Here is a 25676-nt window from a genome sequence, read left to right as displayed (position 1 = left end):
ATCAGCCACCGCATCCCCTTCAACGAGGTCGACACCGCCTTCACCCTCGCCCTCACCCCCGGAGCCGCCGAAAAGGTCGTCGTCACCTTCGACGAGTAGGACATGAGGGAGGTACGGGCGGGCCCAGGGGAACGCACCCCGGGCCTGCCCGCCCACATCCCCACAGGACATCCACGAACTACTACCTGTGCCGTATTGCTTGACTTAAGCAATAACTTTACTGTGAGGGTGTAGCCGTACGTCCCCCACGGAGGCCCGAGACCATGACCCACGCAATCCCCCGCCCCGCCGACGTCGGAAGGTCCGCACCGGCGCGGCCCAACGCCGTCGTCGCGGTGCTGGCCTTCGGCGGCATCGTGGTCGCACTGATGCAGACGCTGGTGATCCCGATCGTCCCCGAGCTGCCGAAGCTCCTGGACGCCCCGTCCTCGGACACCGCCTGGGCGGTCACCGCGACCCTGCTGGCCGGCGCCGTCGCCACGCCGATGATGGGCCGGCTCGGAGACATGTACGGCAAGCGCCGCATGCTCCTGGTCAGCCTCGTCCTGCTGGTCGCCGGTTCCGTCACGGCCGCCCTCAGCGACTCCCTGGTCCCACTGATCGTCGGACGGGCCCTCCAGGGCCTGGCCTCGGGTGTCATCCCGCTCGGCATCAGCATCATGCGGGACGAACTGCCCGCCGAGCGGCTCGGCTCCGCGACCGCGATGATGAGCGCCTCGCTCGGGGTCGGCGGCGCCCTCGGTCTGCCCGCCGCCGCGCTCATCGCCGACAACTTCGACTGGCACATGCTGTTCTGGAGCTCGGCGGCCATGGGTGTGGTCGCCCTCGTGCTGGTCCTCGCCTTCGTACCGGAGTCGAGGGTCCGCACCGGCGGACGCTTCGACCTGATCGGCGCCGCAGGTCTCGCGGCCGGGCTGATCTCCCTGCTCCTGGCCATCTCCAAGGGCGCCGACTGGGGCTGGGGCAGCGGCACCACCCTCGGCCTGTTCGCGGCTGCCGTCGTAGTCCTGCTGGCGTGGGGCTACTTCGAGCTCCGCACCACCCAACCCCTGGTCGACCTGCGCACCACCGCCCGCAGCCAGGTCCTGTTCACCAACCTCGCGTCGATCGCGCTCGGCTTCGCCATGTTCGCGATGTCCCTCGCCCTTCCGCAGCTCCTGCAGTTGCCTGAGGCGACCGGCTACGGTCTCGGTCAGTCGCTGCTCGCGGCCGGTCTGGTCATGGCCCCCTCCGGCCTGGTGATGATGGCCACGGCCCCGGTCTCCGCCGCCGTCTCCAAGGCCAGGGGCCCCAAGGTGACGCTGATGATCGGCGCCCTGATCGTGGCCTCCGGCTACGGCCTGAACATCGTGCTGATGAGCGAGCTGTGGCACTTCATCGTGGTCTCGTGCGTCATCGGCGCCGGCATCGGCTTCACCTACGGCGCGATGCCCTCCCTCATCATGGGCGCCGTGCCCGCGTCCGAGACGGGCTCCGCGAACAGCCTCAACACCCTGATGCGGTCGATCGGTACGTCGTCCGCGAGCGCGGTCGCCGGTGTCGTACTCGCCCAGATGACCACCGACTTCGGCGGCACCGCGCTCCCGTCGGAGAACGGCTTCAAGACGGTCCTGGCCATCGGCGCCGGCGCGGCCCTGGTCGCCTTCGCCATCGCCTCCTTCATCCCGGGGCGGCGCGCGACGACGGAAGGGGCAGCTGCAGCCGCCGAGGAGAAGGCACTGCCCCAGGCACCGGCGGCACCCGCCCTCAGCGCTACGGACGACTCGTACGACTCGGCCGACGAGGGCATCCGGGTCCACGGCCGGGTCCGCGGCGCGGAGAGCGTGCCGGTACCGGGCGCCGCCGTCACCCTGATCTCCCTCGAAGGACGCCAGCTGAGCCGCACGCTCACCCGGCCCGAGGGCACCTACGCCGTCCAGGCGCCCACCCCGGGCTCGTACGTCCTGATCGCCTCCGCCGACGGCTACCAGCCCCAGGCCTCGACGGTCACCGTGACCGAGCAGCCGGTGTCGTACGACGTACTGCTGAGCGGCACCAGCGGCCTGGTCGGTGTGGTGCGCTCCGCCGACAGCGGTACGCCGGTCTCCGGGGCGGTGGTGATCGTGACCGATGTGCGGGGCGACGTACTGGCCGGTGGACAGACCGACGTCCTGGGCGAGTTCACGATCGGCGACCTGGTCCCCGGCCCGGTCACCCTCGCCGTCAACTCGGCCAAGCACCGCCCGCTGGCCCTGCCCGTCGAGATCGGCGGCGCCGGGAACACGCGCGTCGAGGTCGAGCTGAGGCCGGGCGCGAACGTCCGGGGCACGGTGCGGGGTGCCGGGGTCCCCCTGACCGACGCGAGCGTCACGCTGATGGACGCGGCGGGCAACGTCGTCGCCACGACGACCACGGGCCTGGACGGGGCGTACGCCTTCGCCGACCTGGACACCGGTGACTACACGGTCATCGCGACGGGCTACCCGCCGAAGGCCAGGCAGGTGACGGTCTCCGGCGCCGGAGTCGACGACCACGACGTCGAACTGGCCCACCAGGGGGACCAGTCGACCAGTTGAACCCCGGTTCGCGCGCGGGCGCTCAGAGCGGAGACAGTGCGCGCGCGGACCGGTAGGGCAAGGGCCCCGGTAGGCGGCAAGGGACGGCAGGGGACGGCCGTGAACCCCGCCACCGGGGACCCCGCCCAGGGGTGCACCTCCGTCATCCACATCCACCCCGCGGAGGTGCACCCCCACATGAAGAGGCTCCCCTGACAGCCGAATGGCGGCGGGCGCCGGAGCGAGCCGTCACACGGGCGAAAAGTGCAGGTCAGAGGCGTGTCGCAGGGAACCGTGAAGGTTACCCAGCGCCAGCGAGCGGTTGCGGTCGGTGGCCGGTGTTCCCACCGTGGGCCCAAAGAGAGCAGCTCTCGAAAGGACTGCGCATGCGCGCCCTCGTCTCCCGTTCCGGCCCCCGCTCCCGCGGGCTCCTCCTCCCGTCGTCCGTCGTCTGTGCCGCGCTGATATTCGGCCCGGTCGGCGCGGCAGTCGCCGTCACCGACGCGAGCCGGGACGCCTACGCCTCCGTCGGCGCCGACACGACGTCCTCCACGTACGCGGACCGGGTCCTGCGGCGACTCGGCGCCCTGGAGCGCGCCGACCGCAGCAACGTGCTCACCCCGGTGCTGAACGTCCTGACCGACCTCACCGAGCAGACGGGCACCGGCCGTATGACCGCGCCCCAGGCGGCCGGTTTCGCGAAGGCGGTCGAAACGGCGAACGCCTCGCTGAAGCAGCGTCTGGCGGACCGGATCGGCACGTCGAACAGGGCCGCGACCATCCGCGCAGCCGCCCTGGCCGACCCGATCTCGGACCTCCTGGACCAGCTCTCGGCCACCCTCGCCGGCCTCCTCGACACGGTGACCGGCCTGGTCGGCGGCCTGCTGGACACGGTCACGGGCCTGCTGGGCGGCATCCTCGACACCCTGGGCGGCCTCCTCGGCGGCATCCTGGGCGGCCTCCCGCCCCTGCCGGTGGAACTGCCCCCGCTCGAACTCCCGCCACTGGAACTCCCGCCGGCGGCAGCGGTACCGGCGGACCCCGCGCTGCCTGCGCTGCCCGCGCTGCCCGCTCTTCCGGCCGTGCCCGCGCTTCCGGCGGCGGGGGGCGTGGCGGACCCGGTCCGCTGACGACCCCGTACGACCCCGGAGCCCTACGACCCGTCCCTCCCCGCCTGATCCGAGGCAGGGCGGGACGGGTCGGGGCGGGTCGGACCGGGCCCGGATGTGGTTCGCTGCCTGAATGACTCAGGACCTGGAGACCCTCGCGTTCGAATCCGCCGAGGCATTCGAGGCATGGCTCGGCGAGAACCACACGACCTCGCCCGGCATCTGGCTCAAGCTCCGCAAGAAGAACCCAGGGGCTGTCGCCCTGAACTACGCCCAGGCGCTCGAGGTGGCCCTCTGCTACGGCTGGATCGACGGTCAGAAGGCAGGCCTCGACGACCAGTGGTGGCTCCAGCGGTTCACCCCGCGCAGGCCCCGCAGCAAGTGGTCGAAGATCAACCGGGACAAGGTCGCCGTCCTGATCGAACAGGGCCGGATGCGCCCGGCCGGGCAGGCCGAGATCGACCGCGCCAAGGCGGACGGCCGCTGGGAGGCCGCGTACGACAGCGCGAAGACCGCCACCGTGCCGGACGATCTAGCGGCGGCCCTCCTCGCCGACCCGGCCGCGGCGGCGTTCTTCGAGACCCTGGACCGGCAGAACCGCTACGCGATCCTGTACCGCGTCCACGAGGCCAAGCGCCCCGAGACCCGGGCACGCAGGATCGAGACGTACGTGGCGATGCTGGCGAAGGGCGAGAAGCTCCACCCGTGACCAGCCATGCACCAGGGAGTACCGCATGCCCGGCGAGAACGAGCAGGACCCTGGCCCCCGGAACCTCACCCACGACCCCGCCGGGGCCCTCACCGAGACCTTCCCCTTCACCTGCCTCGCCTGCGGTACGGCCTGGAACCGCACCTTCGAGGTCATCGTCCTCCCCGACCCGGCCGGCTGCCTCAACCCCCTGGAGTACGTCGACGAGGACGGCCGCGCCATGCGCTCCCCCCTGACCGACGCCGTGTGCGCGACCTGCGGCAGTCGAAAGGTCCGCGTGGGCTGACCCTCACTGGCCCTGATCCCGCCCCACCCGGTACGGCAGCACCGTCACCGCCACCTGCGGCAACCGGTCCAGCGCGACGACCAGCCGCTCGACGGTCCCCCGGTGCAGCAGCCGCCCCAGCAGAGTGCCGTACGCCCGGCGCGGAATGAGCAGGGTCAGCGCGGTACGCCCCCGCTCCTCGTCCTCCCCGCTGCCCGCCCCGTCTCCCGTGACCCGTACGGCCAGCTCCGCCACCGCCCGCTCCAGCCGCCGGTCCGGACAGTCCACGAGTTCCAGGGGTACGTCCGTGTTCCGCGCCGCCTCCCACCGGCCCCGCAAGTGCTCCGCACGGTCGGCGTCGACGGCGATGTGCACGGCCCGCACCTCGTCGGGGCGCAGTTCGTGGGCGTACCGCAGGGCGTGGAAGACGGCCGGGTCGAAGGCGTCGACCAGGACGTACACGACATGGCGCCGCCAGCGCGGCCGGTCGCCCTGCTCGGCGGACGACAACGCCTCCACCGCCGCGGCCTCGGCCCGGTACTCCCGGTTGATCCGCGTGAGCGCCCACACCCCGAGCGGGAACACCACGACGACCAGCCAGGCCCCCTCGGTGAACTTGGTGACGGCGAAGATCAGCACAACCGCGGCCGAGACGACGGCCGCTGTCGCGTTGACCCCGATCTTCCACGACCGCCCCGGCTCCCGCCGCCGCAGGTGATAGGCCGTCAGCCCGGCCCCCGCCATCGTGAACGCCGTGAACACCCCGATGGCGTACAGCGCTACGAGCCTGTCGACGTTGGCGTCAGTCACCAACAACAACGCGAGGGCGACCACAGCGAGAGTGATGATCCCGTTGGAGAAGGCCAGCCGATGTCCGCGCCGGGTCAACTGCCGTGGCAGAAACCGGTCTTGGGCAACGAAACTCGCGAGGTACGGAAACCCGGTGAAGGGCGTGTTGGCGCCGGTGTACAGGATCAACGCCGTTGCCAGCTGCACGAACACCAGCCCCGCCGTCCCCAACACCCCATCCCCGAACACGAGATGGGCCTCCTGCGCGATGACCGTCGGGGTGCCGTCCGTGTACGGGATCGCGTGCGTGAGATGCGCCAGCCCCGACACCCCGAGCACCAGCACGCCCAGCACACAGCTCATGGTGACGAGCGTGCGCCGGGCGTTGCGCCCCTGCGGCTCCCGGAACACCGAGATCCCGTTGGAGATAGCCTCAAGCCCCGTCAGCGACGACCCGCCGTTCGCGAACGCCCGCAGCACCATGAACAGCGAGGCCCCGTACAGCCAGCCGTCCCCCGCCTCCCCGAGCGGCACGGCTCCCGCCGCCCGTACATCGGCGTGCGGCAACTCCCCGAACGCCCACCGCGCCAGCCCCACGACCAGCATCAGCCCGACAGCCGCCATGAACAGGAACGCGGGTACGGCGAACACCCGCCCGGCCTCGCGCAGCCCCCGCAGATTCCCGTAGACGAGAACAGCCACCACCCCGACACTGACCGGGAGTTGGAGATGATCGAGGCCGGTCCAGTCGTCGCCGACGAGATGCGCGAGCGAGATCAGCGCGTTGGTGCCGGCCGACACCTGCACGGCCACCGTGACGACGTAGTCGACGAGCAGCGCGACCGCGGCGACCTGGGCGATCTCGGGCCCGAAGTTCTCCCGGGCGACGACATACGAACCCCCGGCCCGCGTGTAGATGGTGACGACATCGCTGTAGCAGAGGGTCAGCAGCACAAGGACGAGGAGAATCGCCCAGGTCACCGGCATCAGCAGCGTGAACGCGGCCACCCCGACGACGGGCACGAGCACCCGCAGCATCTCCTCGCTGCCGTACGCCGACGAGCTGATGCAGTCGGAGGCGAGCACGCCGAGCGCCGTACGGTTGCCCAGCTTCTCCCGCGCGATCCGCCCACTGACCAGCGGCGGCCCGAGCAGCCGCCGCTTGAGCCGATAGCCGAGGGGCTCGGGCAGGGAGGCATCGGTAGTGCCGGTGGTGTCCGTCATGGCCCCATGAGACCCGCGTACGCCCACACCACCCAGCGGCCACCCCGCCCGACGCCCAACCGGGTGAAGGGGCAGTCCCCCAGCTACTCCTGCTTCTCCTCGAAGGACGCGAAGTACGCGGCGGCCATGTCCTCGTCCCCGTGCCCCTGCTCGACGGCCCGCCGGAACCGTTCGGCGCTCGCGGCGGCCACGTCCAGCCGTACGCCGTTCCGCTCGCCCGCCTCGACGATCAGCCGGGCGTCCTTCTCGGCCGTGGACACCGCGAAACTCGCCGGAGTCAGCCCGTCGTTCAGGATCAGACCGGCCTTGGCGCGCAGATAGCCCATGTCGAGCGGTCCGCCCTCGATCGCGTCGAAGAAGTTCTGCGGGTCGACGCCGAGGGCCCGAGCGAGGGCCAGCACCTCGCCGGTCGCGTTGGTGACGGCCAGCACCCAGCTGTTGGCGACGAGCTTGAGCCGCGTGGCGCTCCCCGCCCCGCCGTCCTCGCCGGTCCACACCGTACGGGCGCCGACCGCGTCGAGGACGGGCGCGACGGCTTCCCGGTGCCCGGCGGGCCCGGCGGCGAGCACGAGCAGCTGCCCGGCCTCGGCGGGCTGCCGGGTCCCGAGGACGGGCGCGTCGAAGAAGACGAGCCCCAACTCATCGGCCAGTGCACCGAGTTCACCGATGGCACCCACGCCGGCCGTCGTCGACTGCACCCACGCGGCCCCCGCCCGGAGCGCGGGCGCGGCCTCGCGCATGACCTCCCGGACGGCATCACCGTCGTACAGCATGGTCAGGACGACATCCACGTCCCGTACGGCGTCGGCGGGGGTGTCGGCGAGCATGATCCCGCCCTCGATGGCCAGGGGCTCGGCCTTGGCGCGGGTCCGGTTCCACACCCGGACGGTGTGGCCGGACCGCGCGAGGTTACGGGCCATGGCGGCGCCCATGATGCCGGTGCCGAGGACGGCGACGGTGAGGGAGGGGGTCTCGGTGTCGGTCATGAGTTCAGTTAACCAAGTGGACGGGGTCTTGCCAGCCGGTGAATCCATCCACCAAGATTCCGCCCGATGGATAAAATAATGAACCGGAGCCGGCCGTGACCCCGGCGCTGAAGTCAGCGAGCGGCCTCTTCGCCGCGGCCCTGACCCTCTGTGTGCTGGGCACGGCCCCGGCCCCCGCAGCGACGGCGACCCCGCACTCCGCCACCGCCGCTTCCCCCCTCCCCCACATCTGGCCGACCCCCCAGCAGCTGAGCCCCGGCCACGGCACCCATCAGGTCCCGAAGCAGGTCGTCGAGGTCATCGGCAGGGCCACCGACCCGGCGGCCCGCACCCTCGTCGAACGCGTCCTGCGCGAAGCCGGCGCCCACACCATCCGTACGGTCACCGCGGGCCGCCCAATTCCCCCCGCCGCCCTCACGGTCTACGTCGGCGGCCCCACGGAGAACCCGGCAACGGCGAAGGCGCTCAGCAAGCTCGGCGCCAAACCCCCCACCCAACTCCCCTCAGGCGGCTACACGTTGGCGACGGGGAAGGGCACCATCGCCCTCTCCGGCGTGGACACGACGGGCACGTTCTACGCGGCCCAGACCCTCCGCCAACTGATCACCCACCGCTCGATCCCCTCCACGACCATCCGGGACTGGCCGACAACGGCCCTGCGCGGAGTGATCGAGGGCTTCTACGGCGCCCCCTGGACCCAACAGGACCGCCTCTCCCAACTCGACTTCTACGGCCGTACGAAGCAGAACGTGTACGTCTACTCCCCCAAGGACGACCCGTATCTGCGCGCGAACTGGCGCGACGAGTACCCGGCCGCCCAACTGGCCACCCTCAAGCAACTGGTCGACCGGGCAGCCGAGAACCACGTCCGCTTCACCTACGCCCTCTCTCCCGGACTGTCGGTCTGCTACTCCTCGGCCGCCGACGTCAAGGCGCTGGTGACCAAGTTCGAGTCGCTGTACGCGATCGGCGTGCGCTCGTTCGCCGTACCGCTGGACGACATCAGCTACACGGTGTGGAACTGCGCGGCGGACAAGGAGAAGTTCGGCACGGGAGGCGGAGCGGCGGGCGCCGCCCAGTCGGCCCTCCTCAACAACGTGGTCAAGGACTTCGTCGCCGCCCACACGGACGTGACCCCGCTGGAGATGGTCCCGACCGAGTACTCCGACCTCGCCGACTCCCCGTACAAGACGGCACTGCGCGAGCAGTTGAACCCCTCGGTCGTCGTCGAGTGGACGGGCGCAGGAGTGATCGCACCGACGATCACCACCGAACAGGCCCGCCAGGCAAGGGAGTTGTTCGGTCACCCGATCCTGATCTGGGACAACTACCCGGTGAACGACTACACCACCAGCCGCCTCCTCCTGGGCCCCTACACGGGCCGCGAGGCAGGCGTCCCCACCCAGGTCACGGGCATCACCGCCAACCCGATGATCCAGGCGGAGGCCAGCAAACTCGCCCTGTTCACCTCGGCGTCCTACGCCTGGAACCCGAAGGCGTACGACCCCCGGGCGGCGTTCCTGGCCTCGGTAAAGGACTTCGCAGCCACATCACCCGCACCCAGATCGACGGCGGCCTCCCTCCGGGTCTTCGCGGAGAACAACTACTCCTCCCTCCTGGACGCCACGGAGTCCCCGACCCTGACGCCCCTCCTCAAGGCGTTCACGACCGCGTACGAGAACGGAGACGACCTCGACAAGGCGGCCGACGCGCTGACGGCCTACTTCAAGGCGATGGCAGAAGCCCCCGGGGACCTCCGCGCGCATCTCGCCAACTCCCGCTTCCTGACCGAGACTTCGACGTGGCTCGACAAACTGGGCGCGTACGGAGAGGCGGGCACGACAGCCGTAGACCTGATGCTGGCGCAGAAGAACGGCGACACGGACGCCGTAGCAACCCTCTACGCCCGCCTCCAGTCGCAACGCAAGCAACTCGACTCGGTCCCCCAGCAGATCGCCCCCGGCGTACTGGACCGCTTCCTGTTCGACGCGACACTGAGAGCGGCCCCGGACCCGGGCCCGGACGCGTCCTTCACCCCGACGTCCCTGTCCCTGAGCCCAGGCGCCAGTGTCACCTCAACCCTCACCATCACCGACAACGGCTCCACGACCGCCAGGACAACAACCTGGAAGATCAAGGAAGTTGACGGCCTGACGGTCACCCCGTCCGCCGGCACGGTCACCGTCCCGGCGGGAGGCAAGGCCACCGAGACCTTGACCTTCACGGCAGCGAGCGGGGCGGGAGCGGGCACAAGGTCGGTCGTGGTCACCGGAGATGGACTGGTGAGCCGGGCAATCCCCGTACAGATAACGGGAGTCAGTGGGAGCACGAGAGCCCTGACCGCCAACTTCAGCGGCGCGTCGGTCAGTTCGGTGGACCTGACCTCCGGTAGCTCAACCGAGATCCCGGTCGGCAACAACCCGGGGGAGGTCGTGATCAGCCCGGACGGCCGTACCGCCTATGCGGCGAACCAGGGTTCGGACACGGTGAGCGTCATCGACGTAGGCACGTCGAAGGTGACGGCGACCGTGGCGGTCGGGGACGTACCGGCGGGCCTGGCGCTCACGCCCGACGGCGGGACCCTCTGGGTCGCGGACTACTCGGACGACGCGATCCAGCCGATCGACCTGGCAACTGGCGCGGCGGGCGCGAAGATCGCGGTGGGCGACGGCCCGGAGAACATGGCGATCACCCCGGACGGCACCACCCTGTACGTGGCGAACATCCACGACAGCACGGTGAGCCCGGTGAACCTGTCAACGGGCAAGGCGGGAACGCCCATTGCCGTCGGGCCGAACCCGTTCAACGTGGTCGCGGCTCCGGACGGCCGGACGGTGTACGTGTCCAACTCGGGCGGCTCGACGGTCACTCCCATCGACACCGCCACGAACGACACCCGCCCGACCTACCTGGTCACGGGCCAGGCATACGGCCTCGCCCTCTCCCCGGACGGCCGCACCCTCTGGGTCAGCGCGAGCAACGGCGACACGATCACCCCGCTCGACACGGTGACCGGCGCCCCGGGCACCCCGATCACCGTAGGCCGCTCCGCCTTCGACATATCCCTCGACTGGAACGGCACCACGGCCTACGTCACGACAGCCGACGCAGGCACCTTGGTCCCGGTGACAACGGCGACGGGCACGGTGGGCACCCCCCTGAAAACGGGTGCATACCCGCTGGCCGCGGCGGTAACGGGGGTGCCGGTCAGCTAGAGAGGTCCGGCAGTAGACGGTGCTGGCAAAGTCGCGCGGTTCGACAACGCGCCCCAAAGGGGCGCGGGGAACTGCGCGACCAGCCACAACGAGCCCGCAGACGAAAAGCCGGCCCGCCAGAGCGTTACTGCATCTCGGCCCAGGGATCGATGACCGCCGGACGGGCCGGCGCCGGCGCCGCAGTGGCCCGGCAAGTGAACCCCAGCCGATTCAACGCGGCGATCATTTCCTTCTCGGTGAAGTCACGCCGGTCCAGCCGGGTAATCACCGCACCGACCTGCTTGACCGGATAGTCCACCCCACCGATGACGACGGCCGCACTGGTGATGGGCTCGGGAGCAACCCCGTCCATCTTGTGCGTGACCTCACTCATGATCAGGTCGAACGGGAATCGTGCGATCACACAACGCATGGTGCCTCCGCAGGTCGGGAAGGGTCCGGAGCCAGTGGTGCTGGCACGGGTGCTGTACAGATGCTCGTGCTGCTGCTGAAGCTGGTGCTGGGGCTGCTGCTGGGGCTAGCTGCTCTGACGTGCGTCGGAACCCGGGCGCCGGTTACGGGGCGCCCGGCGCCGACGACCACGTGGCTCTCCGGAGCCGTCCTGCTCCGTACGGGCGGACGTGCTCCCACCCGGCGTACGCGGCGGCTTGGCGCCGCCACCGGTCGGACGCGACGCCTTCTTGCCGCTGCCGCCACCCGACGTACGAGATCCGGCACCGCCACCGGCACCCTCCGCACCCCCACGGCGTGACCGCGAGCCCGACGAGGCCGCGCCCGTGCCCGTGCCGGAACCCGAGCGGGAGCCGGACCGGGACCGCGAGGACCTGGACCGGCCGGAGCCGTCGCCCTTCGACGGGGACGGCGGGGTCGGGGCCGGGACCGGGATGACGACGGGTATGCCCGAAGGCGTACGGGCGCCGGTGATACGGGTCAGTTCGGCGGCGCCGGGGCCGACCTTGGCGGTGTTCGGGTTGACGCCCGCCGCCCTGGTCAGGCTCCGCATCTCACGGCGCTGCTCGGGCAGGACCAGGGTGACGACGCTGCCGGAGGCTCCGGCACGGGCCGTACGGCCGCCGCGGTGGAGGTAGTCCTTGGCACCGCCGGGCGGGTCCACGTTGACGACCAGGTCGAGGTCGTCGATGTGGATGCCCCGGGCGGCGACGTCGGAGGCGACCAGCACGGTCACCTCGCCGGTCTTGAACTGGGCGAGGGTGCGCGTGCGTTGGGGCTGTGAACGGCCACCGTGCAGGGCCGCCGCACGGACACCGCTCTTCAGCAGGTGCTTGGTGAGACGGTCCACGCTGCGCCGGGTGTCCATGAACATCAGGACGCGCCCGTCGCGGGCGGCGATCTCGGTGGCGACCGTCTTCTTGTCGACGTCGTCGACGTAGAGCACGTGGTGCTCCATCGTCGTGACGGCGCCGGCGTGCGGGTCGGTCTGGTGCACCACGGGCTCGTGCAGATAGCGGCGGGCCAGCCGGCCGACGTCCGCGTCGAGCGTGGCGGAGAACAGCATGCGCTGTCCCTTGCGCGGCACCTGGTCGAGCAGGTACGTGACCTGCGGCAGGAAGCCCATGTCGACCATCTGGTCGGCCTCGTCGAGGACGGTCACGGAGACCCGGTCGAGACGGCAGTCGCGCCGGTCGACGAGGTCGCGGAGCCGGCCGGGCGTCGCGATGACGACCTCGGTGCCGGCGCCGAGCGCACGGGCCTGACGGGAGATGGGCAGCCCGCCGACGACCGTGGTCATCTTCAGCTTCATGGCGCGGGCGTGGGGGGTGAGCGCGTCCACGACCTGCTGGGCGAGTTCACGGGTCGGTACGAGGACGAGAGCCAGCGGGCGTCCCGCTTCTGCGCGTTGTCCGGCGAGCCGGGCCAGCATGGCCAGGCCGAAGGCCAGGGTCTTGCCCGAGCCTGTCTGGCCGCGGCCCATGACGTCGTGGCCCGCGAGGGTGTCCGGCAGCGTGGCCGCCTGGATCGGGAAGGGGACGGTGATGCCCTCGGCGGTGAGGGAGGCCAGCAGCGAGGGCGGCAGGCCCAGGTCGGCGAACGACCGGTTCATGCAGAACCTTCCTCAATGCGGCACGTCGGCAGAGAACACGGCAGCGCTCAGCGTCCGCCGCGACAGCGGCGGCACACAGGACAGAAAGGCCGTGGGGACGGGCCGAAAGGAAACGAGCGGTGAAGGGGTTTCTGAGACACCCCAAGAATCAGGGACGGCGGCGAACGGAGTCCGGTGGAGTCCGATGCGGAACCGTCCCGAAAAAACTGTGAGCCGGGGCCCACACCCCTAGGTGCGGGCCCCGGCCACAATCACGTGTGTTGTCGATCTACCAGCTGACTAGGTTGACTAGCTGACTAGTGGACCGGCAGGTTCACGCGGATCAGGCGGGGAGGATGTTCTCCGCCTGCGGGCCCTTCTGGCCCTGCGTGACGTCGAACGTCACCTTCTGGCCCTCGTGGAGCTCACGGAAGCCCTGGGTGGCGATGTTCGAGTAGTGGGCGAAGACGTCGGCGCCGCCGCCGTCCTGCTCGATGAAGCCGAAGCCCTTTTCCGCGTTGAACCACTTAACGGTACCGGTGGCCATGTCAAATCTCCTTGGGGCATGCTCGGGGGCCCGCACCGTGCGGACCCCGCGTCGCCGCAATGATTGCCCCGCCGGAACTAACACCGGAAATCTTTGGGAACCACAACTGCAACTGAAAACCACGCTAGCACAGAACACGCCCCCACGGACGTGCGGCAATGTCACACGTCCGACGGGAATAGTCCCCCCAGGTCACCCCACCCAGAACCCATGCGGCCACTGCCCAGACCGAGCGGTTTTTCGCCCCCGCCGCCCCTACCCGTCCCATCCTCGGGGGCGCTGCCCCCGAACCCCCGCTCCTCAAACGCCGGAGGGGCTGGATGGTGCCGGCCGGGGCTTGATCTTTCAGCCCGTCCGGCGTTTGAGGACAAGGCCGTTCAGGGCAACTTTCCCACCCACCCGCCTGCCACCACCCCCCAGCCCGTCCGGCGTTTGAGGACGAGGCCGTTCAGGCCGACAGCGGGGGTCTGGGGGCGCAGCCCCCAGGGATGGGAACGGGTAGGGGCGGCGGGGGCGGAGAACTACACCTCCAGCACCCGGTGCAGGAACTGCTGGGTGCGGGCCTCGGCAGGGCTGCCGAAGACCTGCTCCGGTGGTCCCTGTTCGAGGACGACGCCCCCGTCCATGAAAACCACCCGATCGGCCGTGTCCTTCGCGAAGCGCATCTCGTGCGTGACGACGACCATCGTCATGCCGTCCTCCGCAAGGGACCGCATGACACCGGTCACCTCACCCACCAGCTCCGGATCGAGCGCCGAGGTCGGCTCGTCGAAGAACATCACGGCGGGGTCCATGGCGAGCGCGCGAGCGATGGCGACACGCTGCTGCTGGCCGCCGGAGAGCTGGGCGGGGTAGGAGTCGGCCTTCTCCGACAGCCCGACCCGTTCCAGGACCGCCCGACCGCGCTCCTCCGCCTCCCCCTTCTCCAGCTTCCGGACCTTCCGCAGCGCCAGCGTCACATTCCCGAGCGCCGTCCTGTGCGGGAAGAGGTTGAACTGCTGGAAGACCATCCCGACATGCCCGAAGATCTCCGGCGCCCGCTTGGCGTCGTGCAGGGGAACGCCGTTCACCCACACCTCTCCCGCGTCCGCGCGCTCCAGATCGCACATGATCCGCAGCAGCGTCGACTTGCCGGAACCACTCGCGCCGATGAGGACGACGACCTCACCGGCCCCGACGTCGATGTCGACGCCCTTGAGGACGTCCAGCGAGCCGAAGCGCTTGTGGACGCCGGTGAGGGAGATGCCCGTAGGGGAAGCGGTCGTCATGCGAGGACAGCCTTTCGTTCCATCCGCCGCACGACGAGCGACAGCGGGTAGCAGATGACGAAGTAGAGGACGGCGACCGCGAGATAGGTGGTGGCCGGGTCGCCGGCGCGGTCGATGACCGCCTGCCCCTGGCGCAGCAGTTCGACATAGCCGATGACGACGGCGATCGATGTGTCCTTGACGAGGGACAGGTACTGCCCGACCAGCGGCGGCAGCACGATCGCCCGGGTCTGCGGAAGGATCACCGAGACGAAGCTCCTCGCCCGCCCGAGCCCGAGGACCCTGGCCGCCTCCCACTGCCCCTTCGGCACCGCCTCGATGCCCGAGCGGAAGATCTCCGCGATGTAGGCGCCCTGGTAGAGGGTCAGGGCGAGCAGCGCGGCGCCGAAGACGGTGATCCCGGCGAGGTTGAGATAGGCCGCGCCGAAGTAGATGAACAGCATCTGGATGAGGAGCGGGGTGCCCCGGAAGACCTCCAGATAGACGCGGGCGAGCTGCGCCAGCACGGGCACCCGGCTGGTCCGTACGGCGGCCACGACCAGCCCGGTGAGGGTTCCCGTGGCAATCGCGGCGGCGGACAGTTGCACGGTGGCCCACAGGCCCGAGGTGAACAGTTCGCGGTTCGACCAGATGACCGACCAGTCCATGCGGCTCAGGCCTCCTTTCGCACACGCACGGGCAGCAGCCGTCGTACGGCGTCCAGTGGGCGGGGTCGTACGGCGGCCGGGCGCAGCGGGGGCTTGAAGGCCGCGCGGCCGATCAGGCCGGCCACGAGGACCACCAGGTTGGTGAGAACGAGGTAGAGGACGGCCGCGATGCCGAAGACCTCGATCGTGAGGAGGGTGCGGGAGTTGATGACCGTGGCCGTGCCGGTGAGTTCGGGGACGGAGATCGCGGAGAGGAGGGACGAGCCGAGGATGATCTGCACGAGCTGGTTGACGACCGCCGGGTAGACGTTGCGCAGCGCCTGGGGCAGGACGACGTGCGCGAAGGTGCGGACCGGGCCGAGGGCGAGCACGCGGGCCGCCTCGCTCTGGCCGCGCGGTACGGCCTGGATACCGGCCCGGAAGATCTCGGTGAGATACGCGCCCACGTTGACGCCGAGCGCGAGGACGCCCGCCTGTACGGGGCTCAGGCGCAGGCCCGCCGAGGGCAGGGCGAAGTAGGCGACGAACATCTGGAGCAGGACGGGGGTGTTGCGGATGACCTCGACGTACACGGCCGCCGGTGCGCGCAGGACGGCGTACCGGGATCGACGGGCGAGGGCGCCCAGCAGGCCCAGGACGCAGGCCAGGGCGAACGCGGCCAGGGAGAGGCGCAGGGAGAGCCAGGCCGCGTCGAGGTAGGTGGGCCAGTCCTGGAGGGCGTAGTTCCAGTCGGTGAGCACGTCGGGGTCCTCCTCAACGAGTCAACGGGTCAGCGGTGGCTTCAGTAGGAGGGGTTGAGGGGGTACGGGCGCTCTACGCCGAACCACTTCTTGTAGAGGGTGGCGGCCTCGCCGGAGGTGTTGAACTCGCGCAGCCAGGTGTTGACCCACTGGAGCCAGGTCGGGTCGCCCGCCTGGACGCCGATGCCGTTGTACTCCAGCGGTACGACCGAGTCCTTGGTGACCTTGAGGGAGGGGTCGGTCTTGGCCTGGTAGTTGAGGAAGTTGGAGTCCTCGACCATGGCGTCCGCCTGGCCCTGCTTGACCGCGAGGACGGCGGCGGCGGAGGTGTCGTACTCCTGGATGGTGGCCTTGGCGTTGCCGGCCTTGACCGCGTCGCCGTTGGTGGAGCCCTTGGTGACGGCGACCTTCTTGCCGGTGAGGTCGGCGAGCGTCGAGATGCCGCTGCTCTTCTTCACCAGCATGACCTCGCCCGCGACGATGTAGGGATCGCTGAAGGCGACCTGCTTGGCGCGTTCGGCGGTGGTGGTGAAGTTGCAGACCACCGCGTCGACCTTCTTGGTCTGGAGGTTGGGGATGCGGTTGGCGGACGTCGTGTCGACGATCTTCACCTTGACGTCGAGCGCCTTGGCCATGGCGGTGGCCACGTCGACGTCGAAGCCCTGGGGCTTGTTGTCCTGGCTGAGCGAGCCGAACGGCGGGAACGTCAGACAGCTGGCGACGTTCAGCGTGCCGCGCTTGATGACCGTCTGGAGTGTGGACGAGGCCGCACTGGATCCGGTGGAGCCGGAGGCGGAGCTGCACGCGGTGAGGAATGCGGCGCCGGTCACACCGGCACAAATCACCATCAGCGGGCGGGTACGGTGACGAAGGCTCATCGGGGTTCCCTTCGGGGAGGGCTGCACGGGGGAGGCAGGGGAGAGCGAAGAGGGCGGCGAACGTCGACGGTCACCAGAAGTGGGGCTGAGCGATGAGTTTGTTTTGCTATGCAAAACGTCATTTCGCAGAATGCGGAACGTTGGGCAGAAGTTAGCCCCGAGGATTCGCGATCGTCAATGGGCGATTTCAATATGTGACATACCGTTTTGCTATGCAGCACGCTAGGATGCGGGAGTGACCGACACACCAGGCCCCTCCGAGACATCCCCGGCCCGCCGCAACGCCTCGTCCTCCCTGCGGCGCGCGCTGGGCATCCTGATGCACCTCGCCGAGGACCGGGGCCATCCGCACGGCGTCACGCTGACCGACCTCGCCGCCGGGCTTGAGCTGAGCAAGTCCACCGTGCTGCGGCTGGTCGCCCCGCTGCGGGACGCGCGGCTCGTGGACCAGGACCCCGAGTCGGGCCGCTACCGGCTGGGCCCGCAGAACGCGCTGCTCGGCCAGGCGTATCTGGAGCGCCGCGACACCCGGCAGATCACGTCACCGGTCCTGCACCGGCTCGCCGAGGACAGCGGCGAGACCGTGCACCTCGTCACCTTCGACCCGCCGGAGATCGTCTACATCGACAAGGTCGAGAGCCCGCAGGCGGTACGGATGCACTCGCGCGTGGGCAGCCGGCAGCCCGCGTACTGCACCGCCACCGGCAAGGTGTTCCTGGCCCACGGTACGGAGGACACGGTGGAGCGGGTGATCGCCGCGGGCATGCCCGCCCGTACCCCGGCCACGATCACGACCGCGGAGCGTCTGCACGAGGAGCTGGACCTCATCCGTGCGCGCGGCTACGCCGTCGACGACGTCGAGAACGAGCAGGACATCCGGTGTGTGGCGGCGCCCGTGTACGACCACAAGGGCGAGGTCACGACCGCGGTGAGCATCTCGGGCCCGGCGGCCCGTGTCAGCCGCGAGCGGCTGCCCGAGCTGGGGGCGCTGCTGGCGGCTGCGACGGCGGCGATCACGGAGAGTCTGGGCGGGCGGGGCCCTGAACTCTGATTCGACGTGTGTGAACATAGACGTATGTCGAATATGCCGAGTACCGGGGGTGCGGTGACGGTCGCGCTCTGCTGTCCGCCGTTGACGGAGCGCCCGCTCACCGCCGAGGAGGCCGAGCGGACGGCGGTGATGTTCAAGGCGCTCGGCGACCCCGTCCGACTGCGGCTGTTCTCGCTGGTCGCCTCGCACGAGGGGGGTGAGGCGTGCGTGTGCGACATCTCCGACGTGGGTGTCTCGCAGCCGACGGTCTCGCACCACCTGAAGAAGCTCAGGGAGGCGGGTCTGCTGTCGTCCGAGCGACGCGGGACGTGGGTGTACTACCGCGTCGAGCCAACGGTGATGACAACGCTGGGCCGCCTGCTGACGTAGCCCGCACCGACTTCTCCTCGCCCCCGCCGCCCCTACCCGTTCCCATCCTTCTGGGGGCGGAGCCCCCGAGGATGGGACGGGTAGGGGCGGCGGGGGCGAAAAAGCTTCACGAGCTGTCGGTCGACGCCGTCTGGTCGTTCGACTTCCGGCCCGAGTCGGACTTGCGGGCCACCTCCCCCGCGAACAACGTCACGCGAGCCACCACCCGGACCCACCGCGGCCCACCCCTGGCCGCCCACACGACACACACGCATCCCCCGACGACCAGCACCAGAATGCCGCTCAGCACAACTATCGTCATGTTCTTCCCCTCCATCTACGACCCGCGACATCCTGCCAGCCATGGCGCACCTTTTGCGCAGGCCTTACGGAGAGCAAAGGTTCCGGGCGGCCCCACAGCCGTACTCCTCCTCGACGACCCCCGTCGCAACAGGAGGCAACGTGCGCTTGAACCGGAGCTCGACCGGCACCCTCGTCGTGGGTGGCGCGCTGGGCCTGACGCTGGCCGCGCTCGCCTATCCCGCGATGCTCGGCGTCCAGACCGTGTCCAGCTCGCCCTCGCGGATCATCGCCCAGACCTCCACAGGACCACTGACGGAGGCCGACCGGGACTTCGTCGTGAAGGTACGGGCGGCGGGCCTCTGGGAGTACCCGGTCGGGCAGATGGCCATCGCGAAGGGGACCTCGCCGGCCGTCGTCACCGCCGGACAGCATCTCGTCGCCGGACACGCCGCCCTCGACGCGACCGTACGGCAGATCGCTCCGCAACTCGGGGTCACCATTCCCAACCTGCCCAGTCCGCAGCAGCAGGGGTTCATCAACACACTCAACGCGGACAGCAGGGGGAAGCAGTTCGACACCGACTTCGCCAACATCCTGCGCGTCACCCATGGGTCGATCTTCAACACCGTCGCCAAGATTCGGTCCACCACCAAGAACACGCTGGTGCGCGCCCTCGCCGACCAGGCCAACACCACCGTCCTGGACCACATCACGGTCATGGAGAAGACCGGGCTCGTCAACTTCGACCAGGTGCTCTTCCAGGAGACCACCCCGCCGAAACTGCCCGCCTCCGACGTCACCCCGCCCGTCCCGGTGCCGGGCGCCCCGACGGTCGTCCTCACCCCGCCGCCGAACGCTTCCCCGAGTCCGACAGCGGGGTGAGGCCCCCTACTCCTGACCGAGCCAGACCGTCGTGTCCGGGCCCAGGCCACCGTCCGGCTCCAGCGGTGCGCTGCTCAGCAGCACCTCGCCCGGCGGAAGCGGGACCGGCGCGTCCGACAGGTTCGTCACGCAGCGCCAGCCGTCCGTGCGTGTGAAGTCCAGGACGCCGGGCGCCGGTTCCGCCGACCAGATCAGGTCCTCGCCGTCCAGCAGGCGGCGGCGCAGGGTCAGGGCCGTGCGGTACAGCTCCAGGGTCGAGCCCTCGATCCCGTCCTGTGCCTGGACGGCGTACGACGCGAAGTGCGGCGGCTGCGGCAACCAGGCCGCGCCCGCGCCGAAGCCGTACGACGGGCCGGTGGTCGTCCAGGGGAGCGGCACCCGGCAGCCGTCGCGGCCCTTGCTGGTGTGCGCCGTCTGTTCCCAGATCGGGTCCTGGAGGGCCTCGGCGGGCAGGTCGGCGACCTCGGGGAGGCCCAGTTCCTCGCCCTGGTAGACGTACGACGAACCGGGCAGCGCCAGCATCAGGAGTGTGGCCGCTCGGGCGCGGCGCAGGCCTGCCCGCTCGTCGACCGGTGGGGCGGTGCCGTTCGACAGGAGCCAGGTGTTGGGGTCGGTGCCCGGGGGGAGCGACAGGCGGGAGGCGTGGCGTACGACGTCGTGGTTGGAGAGGACCCAGGTGGCCGACGCGCCCGCCGAACGGGCCGTGGCGAGGGAGTCCGTGATCACCTGCTTCAGCTCGGTCGCATCCCAACTTGCCTGTAGGTACTCGAAGTTGAAGGCCTGACCGAGTTCGTCCGGGCGGGCGTACAGGGCGCGGCGGGCGCCCGGGACCCAGGCCTCGGCGACCGCCATGCGGGGCGGGGTGTAGGCGTCGAGGATCTTGCGCCAGTCGCGGTAGATCTCGTGGACCTCGTCGCGGTCGAAGAAGGGGTGGGTGCCGGGCGGGAGGGTGGCGAGGGCCGCCTCGCCGCTCAGCTCCGGGGCGCCCAGGTCGCGCAGCGGGACGTCCAGGTCCTTCGCCAGGGCGTGGGCGACGTCGATGCGGAAGCCGTCTACGCCCCGGTCGGACCAGAAGCGGAGCGTGGTGCGGAAGTCGGCCCGGATCTCTTCGTTGGCCCAGTTCAGGTCGGGCTGTTCGGGCGTGAAGAGGTGCAGATACCACTGGCCGTCGGGGGCCTGGTCCGGCTCCACCCGTTTCCACGCGCTGCCGCCGAACACCGACTGCCAGTCCGTGGGCGGGAGTTCGCCGTGTTCGCCCCTTCCGTCGCGGAAGACGTAGCGGTCGCGGGCCGGGGAGCCGGGCGCCGAGCGCAGGGCCTCCTCGAACCACACGTGCCGGCGCGAGGTGTGGTTGGGGACGATGTCGACCATGACCTTGAGGGCGAGCCGGTGGGCCTCGGCGACCATGGCGTCGAAGTCGTCGAGGGTGCCCAGGCGGGCGTCGACATCGCGGTAGTCGGCGACGTCGTAGCCGCCGTCGGCGAGTTCGGAGGGGTAGAAGGGGCTGAGCCAGAGGGCGTCCACGCCCAGGGCGGCGAGGTGGGTGAGGCGCTGGGTGATGCCCTTCAGGTCACCCAGTCCGTCGCCGTCGGCGTCGGCGAAGCTGCGCGGATACACCTGGTAGACGACGGCCTGGCGCCACCAGTCGGGGTCCCGGGAGGAAAGGTCCGGAGTCGGTTCGGGCACTCGTTGTCTCCTTGCTGCGGCTTGATGTGACCGGTGGTCCATGGGCGGACCACGACAAGCCCAACCCTGTCCAATTCGCCGGGAAGGTGAACGCACGCGCCCCCGGAACACATCCTTCCTTGTGTGGTGGATTTGTGATGACCCGCGAACGCCCTTTGCAGTTCCCTGAGTTGACACTCCGGTCCGCAAGATCGACGATGTGCGAACGCTGTGGCGCATTTGACCAATGGGCCCGGCGTTCCTACGACCACACTCCCCCGGTACGGCCCGGCCGCAACGTGCTGCCCTCTCGCCGTGCCCGGGTTCTCGCCCACGCGAAGAACGGGATCCGCATGTCCATAGCGAGACGTGTCACCGCCCTGCGCCTGCTGGGGACGGGCGCAGCGGCGCTCGCCCTGTGCGCGGCCTCGGCCTCGGGGGCCTGGGCCACCGGTACGCCCGGCGGTGACGGCTGGGGTGCCAAGACCGGCGGCTACAAGCCCGGCGCCGGCGCGGGCACGAAGACCGAGACCGACCGCTGCCAGTTCTCCCTCGACGGGAAGAACTTCTTCGACTCGGTCCGTGTCGACGACCAGAACCTCAAGCCGACCGACGACGGCAAGGTCCACATCCAGGTCCGCACCGCCGGTGACGCCAGCACCTGCACCGCCTCCCTCGCCTCCTACCTCGCCCACGGCGCCACCTTCGGCACCTCCGGCGAGCAGGTCTTCGTCGACTTCGACACCGTGACGGTCAAGCAGGGCCAGACCGACTCGCTCGACATCGCGGTGCCGGACGCGGGCTGCTACGCGCAGATCGACCTGTACCGGGGCAAGACCAAGTTCGACGGCAAGATCGGCGCCAACGACGGCTTCGAGCACGGCGAGCTGCCCAAGGGTCCGGACCGTCCGGTCATCAAGGACCTGCTGATCGCCGCCTGGAACGGCGGTACGAAGGACTGCACGACCACGAGCACGCCTCCGCCGGCCGAGGAGACCCCGGGCAGCCCGACGCCGACGCCTCCGGCCGAGGAGACCCCGGGTACGCCGACTCCCTCCGAGCCTGCGTCCGAGACGCCCCCGCCCGCCTCCGAGACGCCGTCGACGCCGACGCCGTCCGAGTCGGTGCCGGAGTCCACCCCGCCGGCCACGCCGACGAGCCCGGACGCCTCCGAGCCGCCGCTGGCCGAGACGGGCGGTGGCAGTGCGACCGGGCCGATCGCGGGGGGTGCGGCTGCGCTGCTGATCGGTGGGGCGGCGATTGTCGTCGCGACGAAGCGGCGGAAGTCGGCTCGCGCCGGTGCCTAGTCCGACTTGGTAGTGGTTGAGTACGTCGGCCCTGGTGCCGCTCCTCGTGAGCGGTGCCAGGGCCGGTGTCGTTTTCGGTGGCGGTGAGTGGGTGGGGTCGGGGGGTGGGGGGAAACGTGGGTGGGTGTCTGCGGGTTGGTGGGGGCTGGTCGCGCAGTTCCCCGCGCCCCTAGGGCGGGGGCTGCCGCCCCGCCCTATCGGGTCTCGATCGTCTGCAGGTATAGCTTCACGTAGCGGTTCACATCGACGTCCAACCCCACGTCCACCAGGGCCTGTTCACGGGTGCCTTGGTGGATCTCGGACTCTCCGTGGCGGCGCCTGCGGTCTACGACCGTCTGGCCTCGGGTTGGGCCGGGGGTGAGGGAGACCTCTACCGGGAGGAGGCTGGTGGTCAGGCCCGGTGGGTCGGCTACCGCGCAGACGGCTCCCGCGTCGCCGAGGCCGCCGGTGGGGGTGGGGTCGCCGGAGGCGGCCGGGTCTCGGTGGGCGAGCAGTTCGCCGGCGAGGCTCGCGCCGGGTTCCGTGCTCGTGCGCAGTCGCTGGACGTCGGCGGCCGGTACGACGACGCGTTGGAAGACGTCCAGGCCGTACATGGTGATCGGCACCCCGGCGGTGAGCAGGACGGCGGCGGCCTCCGGGTCGTGCCACACGTTGAACTCGGCGACCGGCGTGGCGTTGCCGGTGGCCACCGCGCCGCCCATGAAGACGATCCGCTCGATGTTGCGGGTCACCTCGGGGTGTGTACGCAGCAGCAGGGCGATGTTGGTGAGCGGCGCGGTCGGTATGAGGGTGACCGGGCGGGGCGAGCCGAGTATCTCGCGGCGCAGCAGGGTCACCGCGTCCACGTCGACGGCGGTACGGGTGGTGGGCGCGGGCAGGCCGAGATCGCCCATGCCGTCCCGTCCGTGCACATGCGAGGCGGGCCGCGCGGGCTCGATCAGCGGCCGTTCGGCGCCGCGCGCGACGGGCAGGTCGGGGGCGCCGGCCCGGTCGAGGACGGTGAGGGTGTTGCGTACGACCTGGTCGACGTCCGTGTTCCCGGCGACGCAGGTGACCGCGCGGAGGTCGAGTCCCGGGTGGCGTACGGCGAAGAGCAGGGCCAGGGCGTCGTCGACGCCGGTGTCGCAGTCGATGATGACTGGGATGGGCTCGGCTGAACTTGATTGCTCGGCAAGGTGGATGGGCTGGGCGGTCGTCACTGTGAGGGCTCCTTTCCCGGCTGCACAGGCTGCCACGTGGCCCTTGGGGCGAGTCACCCGTACGGCCCGGCCCGCTGGTGGGAGTGCGCGGGCGATGGTGCCGTCGGAGGAGGAATCCGACGTACCGGCCCTTCTGGAGGAACCCCTTGATGACCCGTCGGCCCTCTCCCCGTGCGGTACGTCTGCTCGCCTCGGTCCTCGGGACGGTCACCCTGCTCACGATGGCCGCGTGCATGCACGACGACGGGAACGGCGGTGCCGGGGACACCACGGAACGCCGGCAGGCCCGACCCGCCGCCGCCTCCCCGAAGGCCTCGGCCCCGATCGCGAAGGCGGCGACCGCTCCCCCGGCCCTCACCGACGTCCAGGCGCAGAGCGCGCTCCTCACCGACGCCGATCTCGGGGCGCCGTGGACCCGTACCGAGGGCGCGGCGCTCTGGCGGGACGCGCTGCTCAAGGCGACGACGGACAACGCCGACTGCGGACGCCTCCTCGACGCCGTGTACACGGAGGAGCTGCTGGGCGAACCGACGGGCGCCCGGGCCGTCGCCGGGTTCGACGACTACGACGAGGGCGGCCAGCTCCGCTACCAGGTCACCGCCGCCCATCGCGCCGACGTGGACAAGGGGCTCGCCTGGCTGAAGACGATGCCGCAGAAGTGCGCGCGGTTCACGGCGACGAGCCCGCGCGGCGCCAAGCAGGAGGTGCGGGTCACCGAGGTCGGGCTGCCGGAGGCGGGGGAGGCCAGGCAGGGCCTGCGGCTGGCGACGAGGGGCGAGCTGGACGGCGCCCCGGCGACGCTCACCCTGGATCTGGCCGCCGTACGGGTCGGCGACGACGCGATCCTCGTCACCAACGGCGGCCTGACCGAGCCCCGCACGGAGTACACGGTCCACGCGCTCCAGGTGGGCGCCGAACGCCTGAAGCAGACCAGGAACGAGACGTCGACCCCGCCGCAGACCCCGGTGCAGGGCCAGAGCCCGACTCCGACACCGACACAGACGCCGGACCGGGAGCAGGCTCAGGAGGACGTACAGGAGCCCGAGACGGACACAGAGACGGACCAGGACGCGGAGGACCAGGACGTGTACTGACCCGCGTCCCCTGACTCCTCTTACTCCTCCTCACTCCCTGTCGAGGCGCCTCCGTCGCCCCAGTACCTCCCGGGCCACGACCAGGACCGTGCGGCCGTGGGCGAAGGCGTGGCCGCGGAGGCGGGCCAGGGCGTCGTCCGCGCCGATGCCCAGCTGGGCCATGATCATCCCGGCGGCCTGGTGGATCTCGTCGTGGTCGGCCAGATCCACCAGCCCGTCCCGTCCGTCGAGCCGGGCGGTCCGGGACAGGTCCGTCAGCGACACCGTCACCAGCCTCGCCACGCATCCGGCCGTCCGCAGCTCGTCGGAGGTCAGCTCGCCGGCGGTGTCGCGGTAGAGGTCCAGGGTGCCCACGCAGACCCGGTCGCTGCCGAGCGGGAGCGCGTACACCGCGCGGACGCCCGCCGCCGTCGCCTGCTGGGCGAAGACCGGCCAGCGGCGCGCGTCCCGGCCGGAGGTCAGGTCGGACGCGAGCACGGGGGTACCGGAGGCGCCGGCGCAGGGGCAGGGGCCGTCGCCCAAGGTGACCTGGATGTCGGCGAGTTGGGCGGCGAGGTCGTCGGTTGCGGTCAGCCGCAGGGGCACGCCGTCGGCGCGCAGCGACACGCTCGCGCCGGTCACCGGCAGCAGTTCGACGGCCACGGCGCACAGCCGCGCGGGAATCTCCCCGGGCCGGGAGTCCCGCACACGCTCGACGATGGTCTCGGCGGCCCGGCCGTCGCTCCGACCGTCACCCGGTCCACCGCTCCGACCGTCCCCGAATCGCACGGCCATCGCCTCCCTGGGCCTTTCGGAGGTTCCGAGTACCCAGGACGGCACCTTTACGCCACGTACACGCAGCATCAAGACCATTACCGTACGTTGCAGAACCGTCG

Annotated in this window: 23 protein-coding genes; 10 read left to right on the top strand and 13 right to left on the bottom strand. The window is 70.6% G+C overall.

From position 1 onward, the window contains the following. Positions 1 to 263: 263 nt before the first annotated feature. The 4 genes from ACFYXF_RS12275 to ACFYXF_RS12260 all read left to right on the top strand — a co-directional run bounded on the left by ACFYXF_RS12275 (position 264) and on the right by ACFYXF_RS12260 (position 4638). Positions 264 to 2555 carry an MFS transporter gene (locus ACFYXF_RS12275; RefSeq protein ID WP_389349450.1) on the top strand — a complete coding sequence of 764 codons (2292 nt, stop codon included), beginning with the start codon at positions 264 to 266 and terminating at the stop codon, positions 2553 to 2555. Between the two features lie 365 nt (positions 2556 to 2920). After that, positions 2921 to 3664: a hypothetical protein gene (locus ACFYXF_RS12270; RefSeq protein ID WP_389349449.1), complete on the top strand. Its 744-nt coding sequence runs from the start codon at positions 2921 to 2923 to the stop codon at positions 3662 to 3664. Positions 3665 to 3776: 112 nt separating this feature from the next. Then, positions 3777 to 4352, top strand: a complete 576-nt coding sequence (locus ACFYXF_RS12265; protein ID WP_389349448.1) for a YdeI family protein — start codon at positions 3777 to 3779, stop codon at positions 4350 to 4352. A 25-nt stretch (positions 4353 to 4377) separates the two neighbouring features. Then, on the top strand, positions 4378 to 4638 hold the full coding sequence (locus ACFYXF_RS12260) for a hypothetical protein (protein WP_389349447.1): 261 nt from the start codon (positions 4378 to 4380) through the stop codon (positions 4636 to 4638). Between the two features lie 3 nt (positions 4639 to 4641). Here the strand turns inward: ACFYXF_RS12260 and ACFYXF_RS12255 are convergent, their stop codons facing one another. After that, positions 4642 to 6630 carry an APC family permease gene (locus tag ACFYXF_RS12255; RefSeq protein WP_389349446.1) on the bottom strand — a complete coding sequence of 663 codons (1989 nt, stop codon included), beginning with the start codon at positions 6628 to 6630 and terminating at the stop codon, positions 4642 to 4644. 83 nt (positions 6631 to 6713) lie between these two features. Then, positions 6714 to 7616, bottom strand: a complete 903-nt coding sequence (locus ACFYXF_RS12250) for an NAD(P)-dependent oxidoreductase (protein ID WP_389349445.1) — start codon at positions 7614 to 7616, stop codon at positions 6714 to 6716. Positions 7617 to 7711: 95 nt separating this feature from the next. On the opposite strand from ACFYXF_RS12250, the gene ACFYXF_RS12245 reads away from it, so the two are divergent. Further along, positions 7712 to 10831: a beta-N-acetylglucosaminidase domain-containing protein gene (locus ACFYXF_RS12245; RefSeq protein ID WP_389349444.1), complete on the top strand. Its 3120-nt coding sequence runs from the start codon at positions 7712 to 7714 to the stop codon at positions 10829 to 10831. Positions 10832 to 10955: 124 nt separating this feature from the next. Here the strand turns inward: ACFYXF_RS12245 and ACFYXF_RS12240 are convergent, their stop codons facing one another. The 7 genes from ACFYXF_RS12240 to ACFYXF_RS12210 all read right to left on the bottom strand — a co-directional run bounded on the left by ACFYXF_RS12240 (position 10956) and on the right by ACFYXF_RS12210 (position 16952). Continuing rightward, complete coding sequence (locus ACFYXF_RS12240) at positions 10956 to 11243, bottom strand: SCO5918 family protein (protein WP_235476686.1); 288 nt, start codon at positions 11241 to 11243, stop codon at positions 10956 to 10958. A gap of 105 nt (positions 11244 to 11348) precedes the next feature. Further along, the gene (locus ACFYXF_RS12235; RefSeq protein ID WP_389349443.1) at positions 11349 to 12893 is read right to left on the bottom strand and encodes a DEAD/DEAH box helicase; all 1545 of its coding nucleotides are present in this window, start codon (positions 12891 to 12893) and stop codon (positions 11349 to 11351) included. A gap of 322 nt (positions 12894 to 13215) precedes the next feature. Next, complete coding sequence (locus ACFYXF_RS12230; RefSeq protein WP_006373337.1) at positions 13216 to 13419, bottom strand: cold-shock protein; 204 nt, start codon at positions 13417 to 13419, stop codon at positions 13216 to 13218. Positions 13420 to 13940: 521 nt separating this feature from the next. Then, positions 13941 to 14687 (bottom strand): amino acid ABC transporter ATP-binding protein, encoded by a 747-nt coding sequence (locus ACFYXF_RS12225; protein ID WP_389349442.1) that lies wholly within the window; start codon positions 14685 to 14687, stop codon positions 13941 to 13943. Next, positions 14684 to 15334, bottom strand: a complete 651-nt coding sequence (locus ACFYXF_RS12220) for an amino acid ABC transporter permease (RefSeq protein WP_389349441.1) — start codon at positions 15332 to 15334, stop codon at positions 14684 to 14686. Before ACFYXF_RS12220 ends, ACFYXF_RS12225 begins: the two co-directional genes overlap by 4 nt. A 5-nt stretch (positions 15335 to 15339) precedes the next feature. Beyond that, positions 15340 to 16074, bottom strand: a complete 735-nt coding sequence (locus tag ACFYXF_RS12215) for an amino acid ABC transporter permease (protein ID WP_389349440.1) — start codon at positions 16072 to 16074, stop codon at positions 15340 to 15342. A 41-nt stretch (positions 16075 to 16115) separates the two neighbouring features. Further along, positions 16116 to 16952, bottom strand: coding sequence for a transporter substrate-binding domain-containing protein (locus tag ACFYXF_RS12210; RefSeq protein WP_389349439.1), 837 nt, complete (start codon positions 16950 to 16952; stop codon positions 16116 to 16118). 235 nt (positions 16953 to 17187) lie between these two features. On the opposite strand from ACFYXF_RS12210, the gene ACFYXF_RS12205 reads away from it, so the two are divergent. Both ACFYXF_RS12205 and ACFYXF_RS12200 read left to right on the top strand, forming a co-directional pair. Further along, positions 17188 to 18003, top strand: a complete 816-nt coding sequence (locus tag ACFYXF_RS12205) for an IclR family transcriptional regulator (protein ID WP_389349438.1) — start codon at positions 17188 to 17190, stop codon at positions 18001 to 18003. 24 nt (positions 18004 to 18027) lie between these two features. Further along, positions 18028 to 18372, top strand: a complete 345-nt coding sequence (locus ACFYXF_RS12200; protein WP_389349437.1) for an ArsR/SmtB family transcription factor — start codon at positions 18028 to 18030, stop codon at positions 18370 to 18372. 106 nt (positions 18373 to 18478) lie between these two features. Here the strand turns inward: ACFYXF_RS12200 and ACFYXF_RS12195 are convergent, their stop codons facing one another. Further along, positions 18479 to 18673, bottom strand: a complete 195-nt coding sequence (locus tag ACFYXF_RS12195) for a hypothetical protein (RefSeq protein WP_389349436.1) — start codon at positions 18671 to 18673, stop codon at positions 18479 to 18481. A 176-nt stretch (positions 18674 to 18849) separates the two neighbouring features. On the opposite strand from ACFYXF_RS12195, the gene ACFYXF_RS12190 reads away from it, so the two are divergent. Next, positions 18850 to 19536 carry a DUF4142 domain-containing protein gene (locus tag ACFYXF_RS12190; RefSeq protein ID WP_389349471.1) on the top strand — a complete coding sequence of 229 codons (687 nt, stop codon included), beginning with the start codon at positions 18850 to 18852 and terminating at the stop codon, positions 19534 to 19536. A 6-nt stretch (positions 19537 to 19542) separates the two neighbouring features. On the opposite strand, the gene ACFYXF_RS12185 is transcribed toward ACFYXF_RS12190, so the two are convergent. Beyond that, complete coding sequence (locus tag ACFYXF_RS12185; protein WP_389349435.1) at positions 19543 to 21264, bottom strand: alpha-amylase family glycosyl hydrolase; 1722 nt, start codon at positions 21262 to 21264, stop codon at positions 19543 to 19545. Positions 21265 to 21554: 290 nt separating this feature from the next. Between ACFYXF_RS12185 and ACFYXF_RS12180 the strand changes: the two genes are divergently transcribed. Beyond that, positions 21555 to 22508 carry an LAETG motif-containing sortase-dependent surface protein gene (locus tag ACFYXF_RS12180; protein ID WP_389349434.1) on the top strand — a complete coding sequence of 318 codons (954 nt, stop codon included), beginning with the start codon at positions 21555 to 21557 and terminating at the stop codon, positions 22506 to 22508. Positions 22509 to 22702: 194 nt separating this feature from the next. On the opposite strand, the gene ACFYXF_RS12175 is transcribed toward ACFYXF_RS12180, so the two are convergent. After that, complete coding sequence (locus tag ACFYXF_RS12175; protein ID WP_389349433.1) at positions 22703 to 23707, bottom strand: nucleoside hydrolase; 1005 nt, start codon at positions 23705 to 23707, stop codon at positions 22703 to 22705. 149 nt (positions 23708 to 23856) lie between these two features. Here ACFYXF_RS12175 and ACFYXF_RS12170 point away from each other — a divergent pair, with 149 nt between their 5' ends. Then, on the top strand, positions 23857 to 24801 hold the full coding sequence (locus tag ACFYXF_RS12170) for a hypothetical protein (protein WP_389349432.1): 945 nt from the start codon (positions 23857 to 23859) through the stop codon (positions 24799 to 24801). Positions 24802 to 24831: 30 nt separating this feature from the next. Here ACFYXF_RS12170 and ACFYXF_RS12165 read toward each other — a convergent pair whose 3' ends face one another. Further along, positions 24832 to 25575 carry a GAF domain-containing protein gene (locus ACFYXF_RS12165; RefSeq protein ID WP_389349431.1) on the bottom strand — a complete coding sequence of 248 codons (744 nt, stop codon included), beginning with the start codon at positions 25573 to 25575 and terminating at the stop codon, positions 24832 to 24834. Positions 25576 to 25676: the final 101 nt, after the last annotated feature.

The organism is Streptomyces sp. NPDC002680 (assembly GCF_042889145.1).
GTDB lineage: Bacteria > Actinomycetota > Actinomycetes > Streptomycetales > Streptomycetaceae > Streptomyces > Streptomyces adonidis.
The sequence above is the reverse complement of the archived record's forward strand: the minus strand, read 5'-3'. Positions and strand labels throughout refer to the sequence as shown.